We start from the raw sequence: 23648 nt of genomic DNA, 5'->3' as shown, positions 1-23648 counted from the left end.
GAGGTGACGATTATGGCGGCACGCGCAGAACGCGGCGTGAGGCGGTTGGCGACGACATGGGTGGCCACCGCTCGCTCGTTGCTGCCCCCGGCCAGGAGCACCACCCTCGGGTCGGCCGATACACGGTTGTGGGGACGCCACCACATCGCCCACCTCATGGTCCTCCTCACCGACACCCTGCAGACCGTCACCGCCCCGACGACGATCAGGCCGATGACCCTCGCCAGGGTGATCGATGAGCGCAGCAAGGCGACCGGGACCCTGGCGGCGATCGGCCACGAGGTCATCGCCGATGACACTGCCACCCGTCTGGCCAGCCAGGCGCAGCGTCTCCTCAGCGAGGTCGAGTCGGTCCTGCTGGCCACTCCTGGCCCCTCGGCGACGGTGGAATCCCTCATCGGTCCGGTTCGCATGACTGATCACCTTCGGGCAACCCTGCTCGCCATGGTGGCCATGGGTCTCCACGACGGCGTCGACGTTCCGTCGCCAGCCATCACTGAGAGCTGCCGGACACTGTCGGCCGTCCTTGACGATACCCATGGCGGACGCACCATCGAACTGCGGGTGCCGCCCGCATGTGCAGTCCAGCTGGCAGCCACCGAGTCGGGCCCCAGCCATCACCGTGGCACCCCGCCCAATGTGGCCGAGATGGATCCCGTCACCTTCCTGCAGCTGGCCACCGGCTTCTCCTCCTGGGAGGAGATGCGCGAGGCGGGATGGGTCCAGGCGTCTGGATCCCACGTCGACGACGTCGCCAACCTTCTGCCCGTGGTGGACATGGCCGGAGCCCTCCGCGAGATCCTCGCCGAGGACTGATCGGCTGTACCCGATCACCACGATCATCGGGCTTGACCCCTTGTGTCCCCGGCAAGGCCGGCGATGGTGCTTTGACACAGTTAGCTTGCACCAGTGGCCTCGGGGACTTGACCGGTCAACCGCTCACAGATGGGGAAGGTAACGATCCAACTCGAACTGGCTGACCTGCCGGTTGTACTCCTCGAATTCCGCCCGCTTGTTGCGCAGGAAGAAGTCGTAGACGTGCTCACCGAGGGTCTCGGCCACCAACTCCGACTCCTCCATGCACCGGATGGCGGCACCCAGGCTCTGCGGCAGGCGTTTGATACCGAGAGCGTGACGTTCCCGGGCCGACAGCTGCCACACGTCGTCGGAGGCCTCCTCGGGCAGCGGCAGCTCCTTCTCGATGCCGTCCAGACCAGCGGCCAGCACCAAAGAGTAGGCCAGGTACGGGTTGGCAGCCGAGTCGATGGAACGCAGTTCCACCCGAGCTGACGAGGCCTTGTCCGGCTTGTACATCGGTATCCGGACGAGGGCCGAGCGGTTGTTGCGACCCCAGCAGATGTAGTTGGGGGCCTCCCCCCCGCCCGAGAGCCGTCGATACGAGTTCACCCACTGATTCGTGACGGCGGTGATCTCCGGAGCGTGGTGAAGCAGGCCCGCCACGAAGTGCTTGGCCACCGGCGACATGCGGAACTCGTCAGCCACGTCGTAGAAGGCATTGGTGTCGCCCTCGAACAGGGAGACGTGGGCGTGCATTCCCGATCCGGCGTGGTTGGTGAAGGGCTTGGGCATGAAGGTGGCCTTGATGCCCTTGAGGGAGGCGATCTCCCGAATGACCACGCGGAAGGTCATGATGTTGTCAGCCATCGTCAACGCATCGGCGTAACGCAGGTCGATCTCGTGCTGGCCGGGAGCGGCCTCGTGGTGGCTGAACTCCACCGAGATACCCATCTGCTCCAAGACGTTGATGGCGTCACGACGGAAATCGGTACCCGCCCCCAGGGTGGTGTGGTCGAAATAGCCGCCATTGTCGAGGGAGACAGGTGCTCCACCGGGCTGGTGTTCCTCCTTGAGCAGGTAGAACTCGATCTCCGGATGCACGTAGAAGGTGAACCCCATGTCAGCGGCCCGGGCCATCGTCTTCTTGAGAACGTGACGCGGATCTGCTGCCGAGGCCGTGCCGTCGGGATTGGTGATATCGCAGAACATCCGAGCGGTGCCGGTGCCCGAGCGCCACGGCAGCACCTGGAAGGTGGCCGGGTCAGGATGGGCCACCATGTCTGCCTCGTAGACGCGGGCGTAACCCTCAATAGCCGAACCGTCGAAACCGACGCCTTCGGCAAAAGCACCCTCGACCTCAGCGGGGGCGATGGCGACGGACTTGAGTGATCCCAGGACGTCGGTGAACCACAGCCTCACGAAACGAATATTGCGTTCCTCCATGGAACGCAGGACAAAATCAGTCTGCCTGCTCACCCTTCCAGTGTGCATGGCGCGTGTTTCGAGTGAGTAACAAGCGCCCTGGATCACCTCGGTAGACTGCCGACATGGCTTCGGGTCCTCAGGCAGGGTGGTATCCAGATCCCGACGACACACCGGACCGCTATCGCTGGTTCGACGGCGAGCGCTGGACGGACCGTACCGTCACCTCCCCAGAGCCCTCTCCACAGCGAGGCGGAAAGGGTCCTCGTGGCAACAACGGCGGCCACGGTTCCGGATGGGTGTGGGCGATCATCGCCGTGGTGCTCGTCGTCGCCGTCATCGCTGCTCTCGGCCTGCGCCAGCGCACCGCATCCGATCACCACGCGGAACCCGATCTCAACTCCTCCTCGCCGACCGTCTCTGCCTGGAACGAGAAATCGAGCACCCCGTCGGCCAGTTCATCGGCCGTCAGGTGCCCGCAAGGCCAGCGTCCCGGCAACCTGGACACCGCTGACGACCGGTTGCATGGCGGTGGCGTCTCGGTGGAATCCATTCCCAACTGGCGCCGCCAGAACCTCACCTTGCCGTGGGTGATGGGTCAGTCGGCTCAGATTGACGACGTCTACCCCGGGTGGATGAGTGTGTCAGGAGTGGGTGGTCTGCCGGTCGCGGAAGGATTCTCCGATCCGCAGACCGCGGCATCGATGATGATGTCCTGCTTCGCCAGCTCCGACTACTACATGGGCTACACCGGCGAGAAGGAGATTCGCTCGGAGGCCCTCACCGTTGACGGGCATCCTGCCTGGTGGAAGCGCAGCGAGATCTACGTGACGCTGCCCAACCTGCCGAAGGTGCGTGGCGACGTCGTCGACGTCGTCGTGGTCAACACCGGGCAGACGGATTTCCTCGGGATGTACTTCAACTCCGCCACGATCGGGGACTCAGCACGTCAGGCCCTCGTCGACCACGCGCGCGAATCCCTCAAGGTGGACTGACGGCTCAGTCGTCGTCCTCCTCGTCATTGAAACGAGGATCGTTCTCCCAGAAGTCGTTGCGCGCGGCCACCGTGTCAAGAGCCTCCGCCGCTGACTGAGGAGACGGGTACGGGCCAAGGTGATCGGCCGCCTTGCAGTCATCGGCAGTCTCGACGGTGTGGTGTTTGAGACACCAGAAGTATTCGGTCTTGTCAGCCATGTGATCCCCTCCAGTATCGTGACTCACATCCTAGATGTCAGTGATCGTCCCGTTTTTCCATCCGCGCTGTGAAACCCTGAACCATGACTCTCAAGATCGCCGTCAACTCCGTCATTCGGGGCGCATCCTCCTGGCTCTCCCTCATCGTCGCCTCGGTCGTGCTCATGGTGGTGGTCACCCTGAGCATCGGTTTAATAGTCGCCGGGGTGGCTGCCGGCGGCGACGCGCAGCAGGCCTACGCGTCCATGGGCGGGGTGGCCCTGGGATTCACGGTGCTGACCGGATTTGCCTCCTTCCGACTGGTCGTGGGCACCTGTGTGCGCCTGCAACGACGTGACGTCGCCTTGTGGCAGATCGTCGGTGTGCTGCCACGGACTGCACGCTTGATCCTCATCGTCGAGATCCTCCTCGTCACGGCCCTGTCCGCACTGCTTGGTGCGCTTGTCTCGGAGGCCGTGTGGCCGTGGTACGCCGGCTTCGTGGCCACCAGCGGGCTGCCTCGCAGTGATGTGCTGACCCATCCGATTCCCGTCGTGGCGATGATCACGGGAGTCGCGACGACGGCCGTCGTCAGTCTGATGTCTGGTCTGGGCTCGGCGCAACAGATCGCACGGGGTGACGTCGTCACTGCAGTCCGCCCATCGGAGACGACACAGTCCTCACCGCGTCATTCCCGCGTCCTCTTCGTGGTCGTCACAGTGCTTCTCATCGCGGGAACCGTGACCCTGTACTTCACGATTGGCCACGTCAGTCCAGTCACCGACGCAGACGACCTCGTCGGAGTCCTCTCCGCGTATCCGGGGATGGGGCTCCTCGTCTGTCTGGTTTTCGCAATGATCTGCGGGCCGGTCGTCCGTGGCCTTGTCGCGCTCATCAGAGCCATTGGCCTCGGCGGCACCCCCGGATTCCTGGCGAGCCGTGAGGCAGCGGCCAGGCCGCGATTGACCCAGGCCCTCGTCATGCCGATCAGTCTGGCAGCAGCCGCGATCGGAATGATGACGAGCTGGATCCACCTGGTGACGACGGTGATGGCAGCCCGCGCCCCCGGATCCGGATCGGTGTCGGCCCCGCCACGCCAGATGGCCTTGTTGCTGGGGGTCCGGTCATTGTCGCCTGCGTGTGCGCGTCCGCCATCGTGCTGGCCACTTCATCACACCGACGCGAGGACAATGCTCTGTTGCTGGTGTCAGGATCGACGCCGGGTCTGGTACGCGCCAAGACCGTCCTGGAGGCCTTGGTGTACGCAGCCGTCTGCCTGGTGTGTTCCTATACCATTGTCACGGTCAACGACCTGGCCATGGCGGCTGCGCTGTCGGCAGGACCGGTCCCCGATGTCAGGGCCACGCCACCTGGGTGGTCGGCCTGTGCAGTGGTCGGCTTTGGGTTCACCCTCACCTTGATCCTCCTTCTCGTCGTCACCCGCAGTGGCATGCGGAAGGACCCCATCACCATCGTCATGGGAGGCCGTTGATGTCGCCGTTGATCAGTGCTGTCGGGGTACGCAAAGGTTTTGGAAAAGGATCCCAGCGGATCGAAGTGCTCAAGGGGGTCGATCTCGAGGTTGATCCTGGCGAGTTCGTTGCCATCGCCGGGTCCTCGGGGGCAGGCAAGTCGACGCTGCTGTATTGCTTGTGCGGTCTCCTCGCCGCCGATGGCGGGAGTATCACCCTGGCCGGCAACGACCTCGGTCCGGCTAGTCGTTCTGAACTCGCACGGATACGACGCGATCACGTCGGGGTTATCTTCCAGGACCTCAACCTCATCAGTTCCCTCAACGTCCGTGACAATGTCCGCCTGCCTGCGCGACTGGCAGGGATGAGGCCGCGCCGACGTGATGTCATGCACGCCCTGGAGACCGTCGGGCTGGCCGCCTGCGCCGACAAGTACCCGAACCACCTGTCCGGCGGACAGCGTCAACGGGTGGCGATAGCGCGGTCCCTGGTCCGGGCTCCCCAGGTGCTCTTCGCTGACGAGCCGACCGGGTCTCTCGACGTCGCCTCTCGGGAGACCGTCCTCGATCTGCTTCGCGAGACCGTGACCGACAGCACCTCTTTGGTCATGATCACCCATGATCTGGACATCGCAGCCACCGCAGATCGCGTCATCATTCTCGCGAATGATCGTCATGACCGGGTCCTGACCCACCCGACCGCCGAGGAACTCTTCGAGACCATGCACTGATCCGGACCGTTGCACATCGGCACACGCACGTGAACCAATCCGGCGTCTTGACACTGACGACCTAGACTAGGCCGACGTGAGTGCCATCAAGCCGTATCCCCAGAGTCCTCGTCGCCACGTTCCCGGCAGCATTGCTCGCCCTCCCTATGTCGGTTTGGGAGACGTCCCGGAGACCTACGACGGTTCCCACGTGCAGACTCCCGAGACGATTGCCGCCATGGAGGAAGCCGGTCGGATCGCGTGCGGCGCCATGCACGAGGCCGGCAAGGCTGTGGCACCTGGAGTCACCACCGACGAGCTCGACCGCATCGCTCACGAGTACATGTGCGATCACGGCGCCTACCCGTCGACCCTCGACTACCGCAACTACCCCAAGTCCTGCTGCACCAGCGTCAACGAGGTCATCTGCCACGGCATCCCGGACGCTCGCCCGCTGGAGGACGGCGACATCGTCAAAATCGACGTCACCGCCTACAAGAACGACGTGCACGGCGACAATTGCTACACCTTCCCGTGCGGCAACGTCGATCAGGAGTCCCTCGACCTCATCAAGCACACCGAGGAGTCCATGAACCGGGCCATCAAGGCCGTCAAGCCTGGTCGCTCGATCTCCATCATCGGACGCATCATCGAGAACTACGCCAAGCGATTCGGGTACGGCGTGGTGCGCGACTACACCGGGCACGGGGTCCACAGTGCCTTCCACTCCGGCCTTGTCGTCTTCCATTACGACGAGCCGCGTTACGACGTCACACTCGAGGAGGGCATGACGCTGACCATTGAGCCGATGCTCACTCTCGGTGACCAGTCCAATCATCAGTGGGACGACGGCTGGACGGTCCTCACCAACGATGGTTCACGGTGTGCCCAGTTCGAGCAAACCCTCGTCATCGAGAAGGGCGGGGCGCGCATCATCACGACCCTGGACTGACAGGCCTCACCGTTGAACGACCACCCGGGCTCGGCGGGTTCGCTGTATCGCCGGGTCAGGGATGGGAACGGCACTCACCAGAGCACGGGTGTATTCCTCCCGCGGATGCGAAAGCACCTCCGTCGTCGGCCCTTCCTCGACGATGCGACCTTTGCTGAGCACCACTGTTCGGGCTGCAATCTGCTCGATGACCGCAAGATCATGCGAGACGAACAAGCACGCAAACCCCAGTTCAGCTTGCAGACCCGTCAGGAGCCTGAGCACCTTGGCCTGCACCGACACATCGAGCGCGCTGGTAGGTTCATCGGCAACCACCAGCCGAGGGTCCAGGGCCAGGGCACGAGCGATAGCAACCCGCTGACGCTGACCACCGCTCATTTGATGTGGGTACCGATCAGCCATCGATTCCGGCAGCTCCACCTGCTCGAGGAGTTGACGCACCCGGGCGCGCCTCCGCGACGAGTCGAGGGGGGAATGCAGCATCAAGGGTTCAGCAATTGACGCACCGACAGTGCGCCTGGGATTAAGGGCCGAGGCCGGATTCTGATACACGACTCCGGTGTTACGCCGGACGGGGAGCATCGCACGCCGAGAGGCCCCGGCGACCTCGACCCCAGCCACTCGCACCGACCCGGAGGTCACCGGCACCAACCCTGTGAGGGTGCCAGCGATCGTGGATTTTCCCGACCCGGACTCCCCCACGAGTCCCAGAACCTCCCCCGGCGCGATGGCCAGACTCACGCCGCGGACCGCATGCACAGACTTGCGTCGTCGCGCACGGTGGACGACGTCGAGGTCGGTAACCTCAACTAGTGGTGGGTCCAGCTCTCGGTTCGTCGCGTCAGGGATCGCCGGGCCGACGACCTCAACGGTTCCCGGGTCATCACTGGTTTCAGACCTAGCGGCGCTCGCCCCGTCAGGATTGGTTTGCGGATCATGGAGTTCTCGTAGCGCATCGAGTTGGGGAACGGCGTCGAGGAGCTGGCGGGTGTAGGAGTGTTGCGGATCGTTGAAGATCGCGTCGACACTGCCCCGCTCGATGATGTGCCCTTTTCTCATGACGGCAGCCTCGTCGGCGATGTCAGCCACGACGGCCATGTCATGCGTGATGAGCAGCACCGCCATACCTTCATCGGTCAGCTGACGCAGGAGGTCGAGGATCCCGGCCTGCACTGTGACATCAAGGGCCGTGGTGGGCTCGTCAGCGATGATCACCCTCGGATTGCATGCCAGGGCCAGGGCCATGCATGCTCGCTGCAACTGGCCTCCGGACAGCTGATGCGGGTAGGAGGCAGCGATCCGCTCTACGTCCGGCAGCCCGACGCGGCCCAGGAGCTCATGTACTCGGTCGCGAATTCGAGAACGCGACCGATCCTCGTCAGAGTGGGTCCTGATGACTTCACGGATCTGAGCGCCGATGGTCAGAAGAGGGTCAAGCGCACTGGAGGGCTCCTGAAAGATGGTGCCGACCAACCGACCTCGCACACCGTCGAGCACCGACCTATCAGCCCCAACCAGTTCCACGGCTGCCTCGCCGGCGTTTCTGCCCGGTTCATCTCGGCTCAGGAGCACCGATCCCGTGACCGTGGCGGCCTGGGGCAGCAAGCCGAGGCTGCCCAGGGCTGTCACGGATTTCCCCGATCCCGACTCGCCCACCAGAGCCAGTACTCGTCCAGACACCAGATCCAGATCGACTCCCTCCGAGGCCGCCACCGGCGACCCGGAGAATCTCACCGTGACATCTCGCAGGCTCAGGACTGCGTCTAGCCGCCGATCCTGCTGTGCGGTCACCCGGGTAGGAGCGTCTTTCCGTCGGGGTTGGCCCCTCACTTCTGCACTCCCACGACGAGGTAGTTCGGGTAAGCCGGGAAGGGATCGACGAAGAAACCACTCACACCTGATCCGTGCAGGAAGGCATTGCGCCGGAACACCAACGGAACGACGGGAACGTCCTGGGCGATGCGTCGATCAATGTTCGCCCACTTCTCCTTGGCCTCATCCATCGATAGGGCGGCCGCTTCGGCAAGCATCCGATCCACCTCGGCATTGTGGTAGCGGCCAAGGTTGAAGCCGCCTGATCCGATCTCACTGGAGGCAAAAAGCGGCTGCAAATTGGCATTGGCCGACGGATAGTCGGGATTCCACGAAGCAATGGTCAAGTCGTAGTCGGAACCATCAGACTGGGTAGCTTTCTCAATCCAGGTTTCACTTTCAACGGGATTGATCTTGACGGAGATGTTGACCTTCTGAAGTGCCTGTTGGACGGCTTGAGCGAGCGCCAACGTTCCCTCATCGTTGCTTACCAGCAGTACGAGCTGGCCCACCGCTTTGCCCTTGAGGAGTTCTTGAGCCTTTGCGGTGGACTCAGGGTACAGGTCGTATTCCTGGCGTCCTGGGATGCCAGGAGTGATGTACGTCGTCGCTGGGGCTGCACCGATCTCTCCGCCCAGAGCGGTGGCTGCGGCCTTGCGATCCACCGCATAGGCGATGGCCTGGCGCACCTTGACGTCTTTGACGCGCTCAACGTTGATAGCCAAGTACTGCAGTGGCCCAGCACTACCGACGGCTAGCCGGGACTTGGCCTGGGGGTTGGATGTCACCTGAGGCAATTGGGCAGGGGGCACCATCCCCGCCCCAAATGCGTTGCGGTCATTGCCAGAGTCGGAGATGAGACGTTGAGCAATCACCGGGCTGTCCTGGCCCAAGGAAAACACAATCGTGTCAGGTAGAGCAGTACGCACCTCGTCAGAGGACGGTGTCCATTTCGGGTTGCGCTTGAGGGTTGCGGCCACACCCTGCTTGTACTCAGCCACACGATAAGGCCCAGATGCGACCGGTTCACGGGTGTAAATCGTGGGGTTGTCACTGAGGGGAACCGGAGCAAACGCGGGCATAGAAACGATCCATGGCCAGTCGCCAAATGGAGCTTTCAGATGGAAGACAATCGTCTTGTCGTCTGGCGTCTCAATGGACTTCAAATGCTTGCCCTTATATGGGCCGGTGTATCCCGAGGTCTCGGCAAGCAGCGTCTTGTGGTATCCGAGTCCGCCGGCCAAGGAGGCCGTGAAGGTGCGTTCGACCCCATGGCGAATTTGCGTAGATGTGATCGGCGACCCATCCTCAGCCACCAAACCGTCTTTGAGGGTGAAGGTCCAGGTCCGGCCACCATCCGAGGCTTTTCCGGTATCGGTAGCGAGGTCGGGGACGACCCTGGCCTCCTTACCCTTGATGATCTGCCAGCTGGTGAGACGGCGGTGAACGAGGGCCAACGAGGTGACGGCCATGCCCTGGCTGCGGCCCGGATCCCAGTTGATGTCAGTGTCTGACGCGAGGATCGTCAGCGTCCCGCCCCTGGTAGGCGTGGCTGACCCAGCTGTCTGCGCGGAACGCTCATTGGCACCGCATGCGCTCAATGCCGCAACTGCAGCGGTGGCCCCTGCGCCGAGCAGGAAGCCACGGCGGGACAACGACGAAATGGAGTATGTGCTAGGACCCATGATTTTCATCTTTCTTGTGAGCCGTTTTCAGTGGTGTGTGATGTGACTGTGGTGTGAATATGTGCTGGTGCGCTGCGCAGCGGCGTATCAGCGTCAAACCCGAGGATCGATGGCTGCTACGACGATGTCGGCCAACAGATTCATTCCGATGATCGCGACTGCGGCCACCAATGTGACGCCCATCACGAGTTGGACATCAGTAGCTCCCACGGCGTCCATGAGTAGAGCTCCGAGACCCTGGATGGAGAACACTTTCTCGGTGATGACGGCTCCGCCCAGTAATCCCCCCAGGTCGAGAGCGAAATAGGTGAGTATCGGCACGGAGATGCTGCGCAGGACATGGTTAGCCAGGACGCGTCGTTCCGACAGACCCGCGGCACGAGCAGTGCGCACATAATCCTCGTCAAGGGTCTCCAGCATCTCACTGCGGACCATCCGCGTATAGACCGCTGCTGAGAGGACGGCGAGCACGGTCCATGGCAAGGCCAGATGCCAGAGCCAGTCGACAGGACTCACAGAGAATGGCACATATCCGGACACCGGAACAATGTCAGCCTTGAATCCCAGCAGCAGGATGCCGAGCAGACCTACCAGATAGGCCGGTGAGGAAATTCCCAAAACTGTTCCGGTCATGATCGCACGGTCCACGGCACCACCTCGATGAAGGGCCGAAATGATGCCGGTGCTCACACCAATAATCATCCACAACACGGCTGCCCCCAAAGCCACCGACATAGTGACTGGCAGCCGGTTTGCAATGAGTTCAGTGACCGGGGTCGACAGGCGGAACGAGTATCCCAGGCAGGGGGCAGAACAGTGAATGGCATCAGCCCCGGACCCATATGTAGTGCCTGCAACAATCCCAGAAAGATAGTTCCAGAATTGCTGGTACCACGGATCGTTCAAACCCATGTAAGAACGCGCAAGGGCGAGATTCTCCGGAGTACATGGCTTACCACAAGCTAATTGGGCTGGATCAGCGGGGAAGAACTCAAAGATGGCAAAGGTGATGAAGGTAATGACCACGAGCACGGCAAGCGTCTGAACCAGGCGAGAGACAAGGAAACGTAGACGGTTCATCGAGACTCACCTAGCCTCGGGTCAATGGCGTCACGAAGTCCGTCGCCAAAGAGGTTGAAAGCCAGGGTGACGAGGAATAACGCGCCACCGGGAAACAGCAAGTACCAGGGATCCGTGCTCACCCAGGTTACCGCCGAACCTATGGATCGACCCCACGACGGCGTTGGCGGGGTGACGCCCACTCCCAGGAAAGACAGCGCCGCTTCCGCGCCAATCTTCCCAGGAATGGAGATGGTGGTGAAGACGATAATCGTGGCTACCAGGTTGGGCAGCATCTGCCGCACCAAGATGTGCAGGTGGCCCGCACCCATTGCCTGTGACGCACGAATGAAAGTACGCGATCGCAACGACATCGCTTGACTACGTAACACCCGCGCCGTTGAGGGCCACCCCAACAGACCAATAATGAGGACCATGACGGTCGCTCGTGGAGCGGTGGCCGGAATGACCGCCGAAATCGCGATCATGAACACCAGCTGTGGGAATCCCAGGATGACGTCAGTGCCACGAGACGCCAATCCGTCCCACCAGCCACCGAAGTACCCAGCCGTCACCCCCACGATGATGGCAATGGTCATCGAAAGGATGGTCGCCCCCATGCCAATGAGGAATGAGGTCCGGGTGCCTTCGACGACGATGGCGAAGAGATCGCGACCGGTCTGAGGCTCGACGCCGAAGGGATGGACAGCGCTGATCCCTCCCATTGCGCCGGAGGGCAACCCGCTCGCGTTCAGGGCAGACAAGTCGTAGCTATAGGGGTCAAGGTCCATGGCCCGAGTGATGGGCGTAGCCAGGATGGCTACGAGGGTAGTCAGCACAACGACGACTGCTCCGAACATCGCTGACCCATTGTGCCGCAGACGGCTCCACACTCCTCCGGGAACGACCCGTCCGCTATCGGGATCGATGGCAGCCACCGGGGCCGAAGTGGTCTCGTCGCCGATCGGGGAGAGCCTATCGCCCGGCAGAAGATCACCGGCGACAGGGACATCAGGCGCGGCGTCCGTTTCGGACATGCTCACGGATACTCCTTGGTGGTTAGGAAGGGACAGGAACAGACATGCGTGGATAAGACATGCGTGGGCTGGAGTCGCGTCTCAGCGACAACAACACATTCGCATGCGCATGAGCCCTCTTCTCCAAGGTTTGATGCAGCCCGCACCTGCGAGCCTTTACAGAAGGTACCACACTGTGAGATTGGGTCTCAAATGCCACCTTGTCTGAAGGCGCTCTCGGCCATGACACAGGACGACGCCACCAGCTAGTTGTCGTTTCCAGTCCCGGAGTGACCCCGCGGTAGCAGAAGATGGTGGGCGTAGCCACGCCAACGGATGCGCCGAGCCAAGGGATAGGCGGCATTGTCCTCACCATCCCGCGGCCTCGTCGCACGGTTTCACCGCATTGTCGCGCCGCGCGATCGGACTGAATGACAACTGGAGGTCACCATGGGAACCGCCCCACCTCATCATCAATCAGATATTCCCGAAGGTATGCCAGCCGTCAGTCTGTCTGCCGAAGAGCGGTCACGCCAGCAGCAATGGACGCCACTGCGTATGGTCGTCTGGATATTCATCTCTGCGATTGCCGGCCTCGGTTGGTGGATGCTAGCCGTGCGACGGGGTGAAACCGTCAACGGCATCTGGTTCGTCTTCGCCGCCGTCGGCTCGTACTTCATCGGTTACCGGTTCTACGCCACCTACATCCAGGACAAACTCGTCCATCCCGACGACGACCGGGCCACCCCGGCCGAGTATGACTACAACGGCCGTGACTTCGTGCCCACGGATCGCCGCATCCTCTACGGCCATCACTTCGCCGCCATCGCGGGCGCCGGCCCTCTCGTCGGGCCGGTGTTGTCGGCCCAAATGGGTTACCTGCCGAGCACGATCTGGATCATCGTGGGCGTCATCCTTGCTGGGGCTGTGCAGGACTACCTCGTCCTCGTCATCTCCATGCGACGGGGCGGACGATCCCTCGGTCAGATGGCCAAGGACGAACTGGGACGTTTCGGTGGCATCGCCGCCCTCGTCGCCACCCTGACGATCATGCTCATCATCGTGGCCATCCTGGCCATGGTGGTCGTCAACTCCCTGGCTGCCTCGTCCTGGGGAGTGTGGAGCGTCGGTCTGACGATTCCGATCGCGCTTCTCATGGGCTTCTACCTGCGTTACCTGCGCCCTGGCAAGGTGCTCGAGGTCTCCCTCATCGGCATCGTTCTGCTGGTGCTGGCCATCGCCTCGGGAGCCTGGATCGAGAACACCGCCATCTCCAGCGCACTCCATCTGAGCAAGCCGTTCCTGGCCTGGGCCATCATCCTTTACGGATTCATCGCCGCAGTGCTTCCCGTCTGGATGCTGCTGGCTCCCCGTGATTACCTGTCAACCTTCATGAAGGTTGGCGTCATCGCGATGCTGGCTGTCTCTATCGTCATCGTCCGTCCGGTCATCACCGTCCCGGCCATGACGGTCTACGCACACACCGGTACTGGTCCAGTCTTCTCCGGAAAGTTGTTCCCCTTCCTCTTCGTGACGATCGCATGTGGCGCCTTGTCGGGATTCCACGCGACAATCTCCTCGGGCACCACCCCGAAACTCATCGAGAAGGAGTCCCAGGCCCGCCTCATCGGTTACGGCGGCATGCTCATGGAATCCTTCGTCGCGATCATGGCTCTGGTTGCTGCCCTGTCAGTGGACCGTGGCATCTACTTCGCCATGAACTCCCCCGCCGGGGCGACGGGCAGCACCGTCCAGAGCGCAGTGGCCTACGTCAACTCACTCGGTTTGTCCGGTGTGCACACCGACGCCAACGCCCTGACGACGACGGCCAAACTTGTCGGCGAGACGTCAATCATCAGCCGTACCGGTGGCGCACCAACCCTCGCCGTAGGCCTCGCGACGATCATGCATCAGCTCTTCGGTGGTCAGGCCATGATGAGCTTCTGGTACCACTTCGCGATCATGTTCGAGGCGCTGTTCATCCTCACCTCGGTCGACGCGGGAACTCGCGTCGCCCGGTTCATGCTCTCGGACGCCCTGGGCAACTTCTGGCCCCGCCTCACGGACCACTCCTGGAAGGTCGGATCCTGGCTCACCACCGCGATCATGGTTGCCGGTTGGGGATCGATTCTGCTCATGGGTGTCAATGACCCGCTGGGCGGCATCAACACCCTCTTCCCGCTGTTCGGCATCGCGAACCAGTTGTTGGCGGCCGTCGCCCTGTCGATCTGCCTGGTGGTCTTCGCCCGAGCTGGTCACAAATGGCGGTTGCTCATCATCTTCGTGCCGATGCTCTTCACCGCCGTCATCACGGTGTACGGATCCTGGCTGAAGATCTTCTCCCCCGACCCGAAGATCGGTTACTGGGCCAACCACATGACGTACAAGCGGGCCATCGCCGCTGGCAAGACCTCGCTGGGCCAGGCCAAGGACATCGACGAGATGCGCACCGTCGTCGGCAACACCGCTATTCAGGGGACGATGTCGATCATCTTCGTCGTCTGTGCCCTCATCGTCATGATCGCGGCCTGCATCCGCACCGTTCAGGCGCTGCGAGGCCACAACATCATCAACACCGAGGATCCGGCCAAGCCGTCGCACCTCTTCGCCCCCAGTGGCCTCATCGCCAGCAAGGCCGAGAAAGATCTTCAGGCCGAGTGGGACGAGTTCTACCAGACCCATCGCGAGCTTGACCTGGAGCACGTTCACAAGGAACACGCGTGAGCGCCGCACCACGGCATCTGCCCACCGATCCACTGTGGCGACGATGGTGGTCGTCACTGCGGTGGTGGGTGCGCGGGGTCACGGGAGCTGACGCCTACGACAACTACCTCGAGTGGTGTCGACACACGGGTCATGAGCCGATGCCGGAGAAGGCGTTCTGGCGCGACCAGTGCGACCGTCAGGACCGCAACCCCCAGGCACGATGCTGCTGATCCTTACCACCGGGCCTTCCCGTCACTGACGGGATGGCCCGGTCAGTTCTGACACGATGCGGTCAAGGTTGTCCTCGGTCAACTGAATGCACTTGCCGTCCGGCCAGACCACGATGAGTGGGGCGTGGTTGCACGGATACATGCACCCCGTCACCGTGACGAGAACCTCTGTGTCCAAAGCGTGTGACTGGGCCAGCTTCTCCTGCAGGCGTGCATGCAGGTCGGCGGCGCCGGCTGCGCTGCAGCGAGGTCCTCGACAGGTGAGCAGATGGTGTCGGAAGGAGGGGAATTCCCGCCAGGCAGGGTTGTGCAACGGCGCTTCGGCTCCGGTCACGGTTCGCCACTCGCCGGCAAACTCCTGGTCGGGACGTACAACCCCGACATGCACGACGACGGTGGGTCCGTTCTCATGGACACGGACCCACTGGCCGGCGACGCGACGAAGCCAGGACAGCGGCACCGGTCCGTCATCGCAACTCCATCCGACGAGCTCGACCCGGTCGTCGTCAGCGGCGTCGAGGACATCTACGAGCGCCGGTCCAGGACCCTGCAGACATGCGTTCCGGTCGGCATCCACGTGACGGGCCACTGCTTCTGCGCTGACCGCGTCAGAGGAATCCTCCCAGCGCAGCGAGACCGCGATGCGCGTCGTCATGGCTGCAATCCCCGCCAGGTGAATCCACGTCTGAAATCTGACCAAACCTCGCCGTCGACTCCGAAATGTTCACGGACGAGGTCAGGAGTCAGTACCTCGGAGGCCGACCCTGCTGCGACCATCCGGCCCGAGTCCAGCACGACGAGGTCATCCGCGTAGGCGGCGGCCAGGTCAAGATCATGGATGACGGTCACCGTTGTCAGACCAAGACCACGCACTCTCTCCAACAGGTCAATCTGGTGACGCAGGTCGAGATGATTCGTGGGTTCGTCCAGGAGCAGGATCTCAGGATCCTGGGCGAGAGCTCGGGCCAACTGAACACGCTGCCTCTCCCCTCCCGAGAGGGACGACCATGCCCGGTCAGCAAGATCAGCAACTCCGGTTGACGCCATCGCGTTCTCGACGGCATCTCCGTCACGCCCTCTTCGGCGACTGAGATTGCCGATCCCCCAGCCTCCCAGATGGGGAATGCGTCCGAGCTGGACGACGTCACGCACCGTCAGTTCCACGTGAGCCGAAGGACTCTGCTCGAGAAGGGCCATCACCCGGGAGCGCTCCTTGGCCCCGATCCCGGAGAGATCACGCTCCCCCAACCACACCCGCCCCGCGCTGGGCTTCCGCAACCCGGCCAGCAGGTGCAACAGGGTCGTCTTCCCGGATCCGTTCAGCCCGATGACCATCGTCATTACCTTTGGCCGAATCTCCACGTCGACCCCGGACAAGATCGTCGTCCCGTCGACCGTCCAACCAAGATCCTCAGCTCGCAACGTTGCTGCTGTCCCGGCACTCATGATCGAGACGCCTGTCGACGCAGCAGGACGACCAGCACCGGGGCTCCGACGGCCGCAGTGATGACCCCGACGGGAATCTCGGTGTCAGGGCGCAAGCACCTCGCTGCGGTGTCGGACCACACCATGAGCAGGGCCCCGACGAGGGCCGACACCGGTAGCAGCCGGGCGTGTCGCGGCCCGGTCCAGAACCTCACGATGTGTGGGACCGTCAGCCCGACGAATCCGATGGGGCCGACGAAGGCCACGCTGAGAGCGGTCAGCAGGGCGGTGCCAACCATGATCATCCAGCGCACAGTGTTGACCGGTACTCCCAGGGACATCGCGCTGACGTCACCGAAGGCGAAGGCGTCAAGGGTGTGGCACAATGCCATCCCGGCGATGAGGGCCGGAACGGTGGCGACGGCCAGGGTGATCGTCGATCCCCATCTCACACCGGTGAACGACCCGAGGGTCCACGACAGGGCTGATCGAGCTGCGTTCGACTCACCACACACCATGATCATCATGGACACCGCCGCGCCGCACAACTGTCCGACGGCCACCCCGGCCAGGATGGTCCGGCTGGCGGGTAACTCCCCGGACTTGCCAGTGGCCATGGCCAGCACCATGACCAGGGCCCCGACCGCCCCGCCGAAGGAGGCCAGTGTCATGAGGACGGACTGCCCCAGAGTGCTGGAGATTCCGATGATGAGGATGAAGACCGCACCTACCGAGGCTCCACTGGAGATGCCGAGCAGATAGGGGTCGGCCAGGTCATTACCGGTCAGGGTCTGCAGTACCGCGCCGCACATCGCCAGCAAAGCGCCGACGGCCATCGATCCGATGACGCGCGGAGCCCGCAGCTGCCACACGATCTGATCATCGAGAACGGTGACGTCGGCGCCCTCGATGAGACGGAATCGCCGGGCCACCACCCTCGCGACATCATGGACAGGAACGTGTACCGCCCCGGTCCCGAGCACCACGAGGACACTGCCGACCAAGGCCATCGCGAGGATGCCGGTGATCAGCCAACTACGCTGACGACTCACTTGCCGGTGATCTTCGCCAGACCGTCATTGAGGGTCTTCGCACCGTCCACGAGTTCGGCACCAGGGGTGCTCTGGGAGAACGGCACGGTGACGAATTTGTTCTCCTTGACGGCCTTCATCTGGCTGAGGACGGGGTCCTTCCTCATATAGTCGATCTTCGACGTCGCCGTGGACCAACTGGCATCGGCGACCACGATGACCTCAGGGTTGGATGCGACAATCTTCTCCCAGGAGCCGTCTGCCCAACCGCCGTCGAGATGGGCAAAGAGGTTCTTGGCACCGACAGCGTCCATGAGGAGCTGGGGTCCGCCATGTCCGGCGCCAATGAACGGAGTCTTGTCTCCCGAGTCGAACCAGACGATCGACGTCCCGGTGCCGTGCTTGTTCCCGGTGACCTCCTTGAGGGCATCTCGCTGCTTGGAAATGGCCTTGTCAGCCGCATCCTTGACGCCGATGAGAGTCCCCACCTCGGTCATTTCCTTCCAGACGTTTTCCCAGGTGGTTTCGGCCGAGGGCGTGCCCTTGGGGCAGCCGAAGGGGCTGATGTAGGTGGCAATTCCCTGTTTCTTCAGCTCATCACGCGTGCCGATGGCCTTGTCCGTAAAAGCGCTGGAATACGAGGACAGCGCCAGATCAGGCTTGGCGGCCAGGAAGGTCTCCTTGGACGGGTACTCCTTGGAGAGCACCTTGACCGAGTCATAGGCCTTCTTCCACTTCGCCGGGATCTCACTGTCAAGGTAGGCGGTGCCGACGAGTTTGGACTCCCCGCCGATGGCCAGCACGTCCTCAGTGGCTCCCTGATTGAGGGTCACTGCCCTCGTGGCGGGCTTGTCGAGGGTGACCTGCTGTCCGCAGTTGGTGATGGTGATCGGACCAGAAGCCGACGCTGAGACCGAGGAAGACGACGATGACGCGGAGTCCTTGGGGGCACCGGCACAGCCGGCGAGCAGGACGGCGGGAAGCATTGATGCCACGAGGACGCGGCGAAGGGATGACGGGGTGACGGGCATGAGTAAGCCAGCTTTCTGTGTTCGGCGTGCGCGACCGGGTACCGACAGGACGGCGTCAGGTGGTCTTCGGGCTCGACCTCGTCTCCGTTCCCGGCTCCTTCCCAGTGCTCATGGCACCAGTGGCGTTCGCCGGGGCAGATCAGTCATACCGCTGCGCGTCAGCTCCGGCTTCTCACCGGATTCCAGCGCTGGTGGGGCCACCAGCAACCTGACGTGAGCATGTTAGCATCCCCTTCGTATGCCCTCCTCCAAGGGGTTACCTCACTTGAACAGGTCACCGAAACGCATCGTCGTCTTCCGGTAAACCTTGTTGTAGGCGGCTCGACGTGGATCTCGCAGCCAACCCATTCCCTTACGGCCATAACCGGGAATGAGGGTGCGCTTGACAGTCCTCGTGACTCGACCACGCGTCCTGGCCGAGATGGTTCTGGACAGGCTGGGAGTACGAATTCCGAACTTCATGGACCCGATGATAGAAGGGACGAGCCATCCTGTAAGCCGGGTTCTGTGGCCCCTCAGGGCCGGTGATCATCCATCTGTGAACGCCATTACTGGCATCCTCCAGCCTTTCGGCTGCGCAGCCTACCCGGACGCTCAGGCGAGCAGCCCTCGAACACGTCCGCGACCTCGTGGTCTTCTTGGCCTTGCTCCGAGTGGGGTTTGCCGTGCCGTCACCGTCACCGATGACGCGGTGGGCCCTTACCCCGCCGTTTCACCCTCACCGGCCCGAAAGCCGGCAGTTTGTTTTCTGTGGCACTGTCCCGCGGGTCACCCCGGGTGGGCGTTACCCACCACCCTGCTCTGTGGAGCCCGGACTTTCCTCGACAGCTCAAGACTGCCGCGATCACCCGGATGGCTCGTCCGCCGTCGATTCTACGGTCATTGCCGCATCGTCGCCACACGGGCAACGGCGCAATTCTCAAAGAGACTCCTCGGTGCGCACCAGAATCCGGTCGCACTCCTCGCAACGCACGACGTCGTCCTCGGCGGCTGCGACATAGGTGCGCAGGTCAGCCGGATTCGCAGCAATGCCACATCCCTCACACACCCCGTGGACGAGCTTGGCACACCCCATCCCGGTGCGCTCGCGCAGCATCTCGTAGAGCTTGAGGAGATCCACCGGGACACCACCCGCCTGGGTCTCGCGAGACCGGCATAACTCGACCAGCTCGTCGTCGATCCCCTTGAGACCGGCATCGCGAGACGCGAGGACGGTGCGGATGTGGCCATCCAGCTCGATACGACGACGATCCGCGTCGGAGTGAGCGGCTTCGGCGTCCTCGACGGCCTGCATGGCATCGAGCTCGGCGTCCTCCAGCAGGCTGATGCGTCGCCCGAGATGCTCGATCTCCTCGGTCAGACCCTTCAAGGCCTTGTGGTCGGTGACGGAACCGGAATCGACGGTCTTCTGATTGCGCTCCATGCGAGCACGGGCCGGCTCGAGGTCGCCCTCGATGCGCTCCTGTTCCATCTTGGCGTCCGACAGCGCGGTCGACTTGGCGACGACCTCCTCGGCAAGGGTCCTGCGCTGGACCGCGAGGTCCTTGAGCTCGGCCAGCTCGGGCAGGGTCTGACGACGGTGCTGGGCACGGGCGATCAGACGGTCAGTTCGTGCAAGATCGAGAAGCTTCCACTGATCCTGTGCCGCGGCTTTCACGCTGACCTCCTGCGTTTCTGGCCCCGTTGAGCAGGCCCTGTTGACATGTGGTGTTCAGCCTACCTCCCGTAGGTAGGGGGATGCGCGGGGACGGCACCCTGCCTGACGGCGAATTGGTTTCCCCGGTCCGATGCGGGACCGTCTCGTGGCGGCCATCCTTTCCGGTGGGATCACCACCTCATGTCTCAGGGAGGAATGCGACCGCTTCGGGGGGGATGCCGTCCGTCGGCGACCGGCAGGTGGTTGTCGACTCTGACGGCAGACGGGTGTGCGTCATCGAACACACCGACATCGACCTCGTTCCCCTCAAGGACATCACTGACGAGCCAGTCGTCGTCTGCCAGTACTTCCATGTCATCGGCACCTACACTGGGAGTCACACCATCAACCAACGGAGGTCCCGACACATATGACCGAGACGAGGTCGTCAGATCTGAACGAACAGATGAAGCAGGCCGAGGAGCAGAAGGTCCCCAAGCGTCAGACCCCGTTCTCCAAGGCCTTCGTCGAGTTCATCCCCACGGACTGGGCCCCCTACCCCGACGAGCTTCCGGAGCCGCTCGGCTCCGTGCCCTCGGCGACTGCTCACCGTGACGCCCTGGCCGCCCGCTTCGACGGGGACCGACTCGTCATTCCGGCTGGGCATCTCATGCGCCGCAACAACGACTGCGACTACCCCTTCCGTCCCAATACCGCCTTCGCCTACTACTCGGGCCTAGGCACCGACCGGGAACCCAATGCGGTGCTCGTCGTAGACACCACCGCCGAGACCCGAGACGTGCTGTACTTCAAGCCGCGTGCCCCGCGCACGGACCGAGAGTTCTACGCCGATCCGACCTACGGCGAGATGTGGGTCGGCAAGCGTGAGTCCTTGGAGGAGATGTCGGCCATGACGGGGCTCACCTGCCGCGACATCTCTCAGCTCAACAGCGCCTTGGCAGCCGGCGACGTGACGGTTCGTGTCATCCGTGACGCCGATGAGAACGTCACCGCGACCGTCGACTCCCTACGCCCCAAGGGCTCCGAGGAGGCCGACGAGGAGCTCTACGAGTTTTCCTCAGCCGCGCGTTTCTGCAAGGACGACTGGGAGGTCGAGCAGCTGCGCGACGCCTGCCTCAAGTCCAAGGTCGGCTTCGAGTCCATGATCGCCGAAATCCCGGAGGCCGTGCGCAAGGGACGCGGTGAGCGCTGGATGGAGGGCACCTTCGGACGGGTCGCCCGTCACCTCGGTAATGAGGTCGGCTATGGCTCGATTTGTGCCGCCGGTGACCACGCCAACACCCTGCACTGGGTGCGCAACGACGGGGACCTGCGTCCCGGAGAGCTCATCCTCATCGATGCCGGTGTCGAGGTCGATTCCCTCTACACCGCCGACATCACGCGTACCCTGCCGATCTCGGGCACGTTCTCCCCGGCCCAACGTCGGGTCTACCAGGCCGTCCTGGAGGCCCAGGACGCCGCCGCTGCCGTCGCCAAGGTCGGACACGACCACGCGGAGATCCACCAGGCGGCCATCCGCGTCATCTGCGAGTACCTCCACGAGTGGGGCATCCTGCCAGTCAGCGTCGAGGAGTGCCTCTCCCCGGAGGGCGGCCAGCACCGTCGTTGGATGGTCCACGGCACCTCCCACCACCTCGGCATGGATGTCCACGACTGTAACCAGGCACGTCGTCAGGACTACTCCGGACCGCTCAAGAAGGGCATGTGCGTCTCCGACGAGCCGGGCATCTACTTCAAGGAGACAGACCTCTTGGTCCCCGAGGAGTTCCGTGGCATCGGTGTCCGCATCGAGGACGACCTGTACATCACTGACGGTGAACCCGAGTGGCTGTCCAAGGACTGCCCACGTCAGATCGACGAGGTCGAGGCCTGGATGGCCGACATCTGGGGACGCACCTCCCACTGATCATCAGCACCCGCTGGCCACAAGCACTGCCGATGCGCAGCGCCGGGGTTTTCAACCCCTAGCGCTGCGCATCGTCGCCGTCATGGTGAGGCACAGGATGAGGACGGCCGGGATGGCGTGCAGGGTTCCCAGACCGTGGTTCGACCCATTGACGGCGATGAGGATCCCGGCGACGATCTCGATGACGATGAGCACGGCGCACAGGATGTCCCAACCATTGCGACGCCCCCAGCGAACCAGCAGGAAGACGATCGCCAGGATCATCCCGATGCCCGCAATGGCCTGCTGAGCCACCCAACCGGCCAACGGTCCATCGCCGGCGCCGCGCACGAACATGGCCCAGCCCATGCAACGGGTGAGCGACCCGGGGCCAGCAACCTGGACGGCGAAGAAGTGACCGACGACGAGGAAGACCACGGCACCGACGCCGAGCTTGGTTCGCCCATTCCAGATCCACGGGGAGCGCGGCCTGCGGGAGACGAAGAAGGCCCGCCACATCGCACCCATCGAGATGATGGCGGCCAGCAGGTCGAAGGACGCCTCGACGGCGTTGATCCCCCACTTGATCGTCATCATGCCGAAGATCCCGGAGGTCAGTGCGCCCAGCAGGGCGACGATCGGCAGGGCGACGAGCAACCTGTCGACCCGCCGATACACGATTCCGACAATGACGCTCGCGACCGCGAAGATGCCGACCGAGGCCGAGATGACGCGGTGGATGAACTCCACCCATGGCTGGGTCGCATCCATCGGAGTCAGGCGTCCGACATAACAGCCGGGCCAGTTCGGGCAGGATGCCGACGCATCGGTGGCACACACCGTTGATCCCAGAGCCAGAGTGACAGTGATGACGACGGCGGTGATCCCGAAGAGAATCGTCACCCCTTTCGGCACGGCGTTTCTGGTGGCGACGGTGTTGGTCATGAAAATCCTCGCTGGTGGTGATTGCCGTCAGTCATGGACCTAGGCTCGAACGGCCACGATCCTGCCACCACCACCGCCCGGACTTGTCGGCGGGTCTACCCGGAGAGGATCAGCCCTGGAAAGCCTTGGCCCTCATGAAGGGCATCTCGGCAACCATCTCACGGGCCTTGGCAGCCACCTTGTGCTCGGCCAGCACCTCGTAATGGGTGGCAACAACCTGCTGGACAGAGTTGAAGTCACGCTCCCCACCCGACATCGCATACGTGATGGCAGCCGTGATCATGCCGATGATGACGCCCACGAGCAGACCTGTCAGCAACACCACGAAAATGGCCTCGCCGGTGGTGAAGAACATCATCATGAGGCCGACCAGCAGACCCATACCGAGTCCGGAGACGGCCCCCTGGCCGAGCACCGAGCCCCAGGTACGACGACCGGTGACTCGCTCCATCGTCTTAAGGTCAGTTCCGACGATGCACAGGTTCTCGACCGGGAACTCCTTGTCGGACAGCTCGTCGACAATTTTCTGGGCCGTCTCGTAATCGTCGACCACAACGACCGACTGCGGGTATTCAAGATTGATCATGGCATCTGCCCTGCCCGGCATCACACTCATCGTCACGGCTACCTCCTTAGTCTG

At 63.1% G+C, this 23648-nt stretch carries 23 protein-coding genes, 1 other RNA gene, 1 pseudogene and 1 riboswitch; of the genes and pseudogenes, 10 read left to right on the top strand and 15 right to left on the bottom strand.

Translation table 11 applies throughout. The annotated features are described in order from the left end of the window. Positions 1–12: 12 nt before the first annotated feature. The gene (locus AC6I1W_RS06245) at positions 13–816 is read left to right on the top strand and encodes a sterol carrier family protein (RefSeq protein WP_065674113.1); all 804 of its coding nucleotides are present in this window, start codon (positions 13–15) and stop codon (positions 814–816) included. 123 nt (positions 817–939) lie between these two features. On the opposite strand, the gene glnA is transcribed toward AC6I1W_RS06245, so the two are convergent. Continuing rightward, positions 940–2241, bottom strand: coding sequence for a type I glutamate--ammonia ligase (gene glnA, locus AC6I1W_RS06240; protein ID WP_036902328.1), 1302 nt, complete (start codon positions 2239–2241; stop codon positions 940–942). A gap of 104 nt (positions 2242–2345) precedes the next feature. On the opposite strand from glnA, the pseudogene AC6I1W_RS06235 reads away from it, so the two are divergent. Together AC6I1W_RS06235 and AC6I1W_RS06230 are read left to right on the top strand one after the other, a co-directional pair. After that, positions 2346–2417, top strand: a pseudogene (locus AC6I1W_RS06235) (hypothetical protein); the annotation flags it as partial. A 396-nt stretch (positions 2418–2813) separates the two neighbouring features. Next, positions 2814–3215 (top strand): hypothetical protein, encoded by a 402-nt coding sequence (locus AC6I1W_RS06230; protein WP_036910431.1) that lies wholly within the window; start codon positions 2814–2816, stop codon positions 3213–3215. Positions 3216–3219: 4 nt separating this feature from the next. Here AC6I1W_RS06230 and AC6I1W_RS06225 read toward each other — a convergent pair whose 3' ends face one another. Further along, on the bottom strand, positions 3220–3414 hold the full coding sequence (locus AC6I1W_RS06225; protein WP_004811898.1) for a hypothetical protein: 195 nt from the start codon (positions 3412–3414) through the stop codon (positions 3220–3222). Positions 3415–3497: 83 nt separating this feature from the next. Between AC6I1W_RS06225 and AC6I1W_RS06220 the strand changes: the two genes are divergently transcribed. From AC6I1W_RS06220 to map, 3 genes are all read left to right on the top strand, one after another. Beyond that, positions 3498–4814: an FtsX-like permease family protein gene (locus AC6I1W_RS06220; RefSeq protein WP_270235691.1), complete on the top strand. Its 1317-nt coding sequence runs from the start codon at positions 3498–3500 to the stop codon at positions 4812–4814. Between the two features lie 70 nt (positions 4815–4884). Beyond that, positions 4885–5595 carry an ABC transporter ATP-binding protein gene (locus tag AC6I1W_RS06215; RefSeq protein ID WP_493537006.1) on the top strand — a complete coding sequence of 237 codons (711 nt, stop codon included), beginning with the start codon at positions 4885–4887 and terminating at the stop codon, positions 5593–5595. Positions 5596–5785: 190 nt separating this feature from the next. Then, positions 5786–6526 (top strand): type I methionyl aminopeptidase, encoded by a 741-nt coding sequence (map, locus tag AC6I1W_RS06210; RefSeq protein WP_270236129.1) that lies wholly within the window; start codon positions 5786–5788, stop codon positions 6524–6526. A 6-nt stretch (positions 6527–6532) separates the two neighbouring features. Here the strand turns inward: map and AC6I1W_RS06205 are convergent, their stop codons facing one another. The 4 genes from AC6I1W_RS06205 to AC6I1W_RS06190 all read right to left on the bottom strand — a co-directional run bounded on the left by AC6I1W_RS06205 (position 6533) and on the right by AC6I1W_RS06190 (position 12119). Beyond that, positions 6533–8317, bottom strand: a complete 1785-nt coding sequence (locus AC6I1W_RS06205; RefSeq protein WP_270235686.1) for a dipeptide ABC transporter ATP-binding protein — start codon at positions 8315–8317, stop codon at positions 6533–6535. 35 nt (positions 8318–8352) lie between these two features. Next, positions 8353–10023, bottom strand: a complete 1671-nt coding sequence (locus tag AC6I1W_RS06200) for an ABC transporter substrate-binding protein (protein WP_221268885.1) — start codon at positions 10021–10023, stop codon at positions 8353–8355. Positions 10024–10116: 93 nt separating this feature from the next. Further along, positions 10117–11103 (bottom strand): ABC transporter permease, encoded by a 987-nt coding sequence (locus tag AC6I1W_RS06195; RefSeq protein WP_065674119.1) that lies wholly within the window; start codon positions 11101–11103, stop codon positions 10117–10119. Next, a complete protein-coding gene (locus tag AC6I1W_RS06190; protein WP_081302731.1) occupies positions 11100–12119 on the bottom strand; it encodes an ABC transporter permease in 1020 nt (339 codons plus the stop codon). Before AC6I1W_RS06190 ends, AC6I1W_RS06195 begins: the two co-directional genes overlap by 4 nt. A 429-nt stretch (positions 12120–12548) precedes the next feature. Between AC6I1W_RS06190 and AC6I1W_RS06185 the strand changes: the two genes are divergently transcribed. Together AC6I1W_RS06185 and AC6I1W_RS06180 are read left to right on the top strand one after the other, a co-directional pair. Beyond that, positions 12549–14822, top strand: a complete 2274-nt coding sequence (locus AC6I1W_RS06185) for a carbon starvation CstA family protein (protein ID WP_212750684.1) — start codon at positions 12549–12551, stop codon at positions 14820–14822. Next, positions 14819–15034: a YbdD/YjiX family protein gene (locus AC6I1W_RS06180; protein ID WP_021104499.1), complete on the top strand. Its 216-nt coding sequence runs from the start codon at positions 14819–14821 to the stop codon at positions 15032–15034. Before AC6I1W_RS06185 ends, AC6I1W_RS06180 begins: the two co-directional genes overlap by 4 nt. 22 nt (positions 15035–15056) lie before the next feature. On the opposite strand, the gene AC6I1W_RS06175 is transcribed toward AC6I1W_RS06180, so the two are convergent. The 7 genes from AC6I1W_RS06175 to AC6I1W_RS06145 all read right to left on the bottom strand — a co-directional run bounded on the left by AC6I1W_RS06175 (position 15057) and on the right by AC6I1W_RS06145 (position 20178). After that, positions 15057–15689, bottom strand: coding sequence for a (2Fe-2S) ferredoxin domain-containing protein (locus tag AC6I1W_RS06175; RefSeq protein WP_065674121.1), 633 nt, complete (start codon positions 15687–15689; stop codon positions 15057–15059). Further along, the gene (locus AC6I1W_RS06170) at positions 15686–16480 is read right to left on the bottom strand and encodes an ABC transporter ATP-binding protein (RefSeq protein ID WP_016667231.1); all 795 of its coding nucleotides are present in this window, start codon (positions 16478–16480) and stop codon (positions 15686–15688) included. The genes AC6I1W_RS06175 and AC6I1W_RS06170 overlap by 4 nt, the downstream gene beginning before the upstream one ends. Continuing rightward, a complete protein-coding gene (locus AC6I1W_RS06165; RefSeq protein WP_065674123.1) occupies positions 16477–17511 on the bottom strand; it encodes a FecCD family ABC transporter permease in 1035 nt (344 codons plus the stop codon). Before AC6I1W_RS06165 ends, AC6I1W_RS06170 begins: the two co-directional genes overlap by 4 nt. Continuing rightward, a complete protein-coding gene (locus AC6I1W_RS06160) occupies positions 17508–18521 on the bottom strand; it encodes an ABC transporter substrate-binding protein (protein ID WP_117189331.1) in 1014 nt (337 codons plus the stop codon). Before AC6I1W_RS06160 ends, AC6I1W_RS06165 begins: the two co-directional genes overlap by 4 nt. 41 nt (positions 18522–18562) lie before the next feature. Further along, positions 18563–18748, bottom strand: a riboswitch (cobalamin riboswitch). A gap of 34 nt (positions 18749–18782) precedes the next feature. Next, complete coding sequence (locus AC6I1W_RS06155) at positions 18783–18983, bottom strand: hypothetical protein (RefSeq protein WP_004811914.1); 201 nt, start codon at positions 18981–18983, stop codon at positions 18783–18785. 16 nt (positions 18984–18999) lie between these two features. After that, positions 19000–19381, bottom strand: an RNA gene (gene rnpB, locus AC6I1W_RS06150) — RNase P RNA component class A. Between the two features lie 59 nt (positions 19382–19440). Beyond that, positions 19441–20178, bottom strand: a complete 738-nt coding sequence (locus AC6I1W_RS06145; protein ID WP_016667227.1) for a zinc ribbon domain-containing protein — start codon at positions 20176–20178, stop codon at positions 19441–19443. A 215-nt stretch (positions 20179–20393) separates the two neighbouring features. Between AC6I1W_RS06145 and AC6I1W_RS06140 the strand changes: the two genes are divergently transcribed. Both AC6I1W_RS06140 and AC6I1W_RS06135 read left to right on the top strand, forming a co-directional pair. Next, positions 20394–20591, top strand: a complete 198-nt coding sequence (locus AC6I1W_RS06140) for an ASCH domain-containing protein (protein ID WP_270235679.1) — start codon at positions 20394–20396, stop codon at positions 20589–20591. Further along, positions 20588–22084, top strand: coding sequence for an aminopeptidase P family protein (locus tag AC6I1W_RS06135; RefSeq protein WP_065674126.1), 1497 nt, complete (start codon positions 20588–20590; stop codon positions 22082–22084). The genes AC6I1W_RS06140 and AC6I1W_RS06135 overlap by 4 nt, the downstream gene beginning before the upstream one ends. 51 nt (positions 22085–22135) lie before the next feature. On the opposite strand, the gene AC6I1W_RS06130 is transcribed toward AC6I1W_RS06135, so the two are convergent. Together AC6I1W_RS06130 and AC6I1W_RS06125 are read right to left on the bottom strand one after the other, a co-directional pair. Further along, on the bottom strand, positions 22136–23008 hold the full coding sequence (locus AC6I1W_RS06130; RefSeq protein ID WP_117189332.1) for a COX15/CtaA family protein: 873 nt from the start codon (positions 23006–23008) through the stop codon (positions 22136–22138). 109 nt (positions 23009–23117) lie between these two features. Further along, complete coding sequence (locus tag AC6I1W_RS06125; protein WP_171048598.1) at positions 23118–23624, bottom strand: YflT domain-containing protein; 507 nt, start codon at positions 23622–23624, stop codon at positions 23118–23120. Positions 23625–23648: the final 24 nt, after the last annotated feature.

Source organism: Cutibacterium sp. KB22876, from assembly GCF_059728865.1.
Note: the sequence above shows the minus strand (reverse complement) of the source record. Positions and strands in the feature narration are given on the sequence as shown.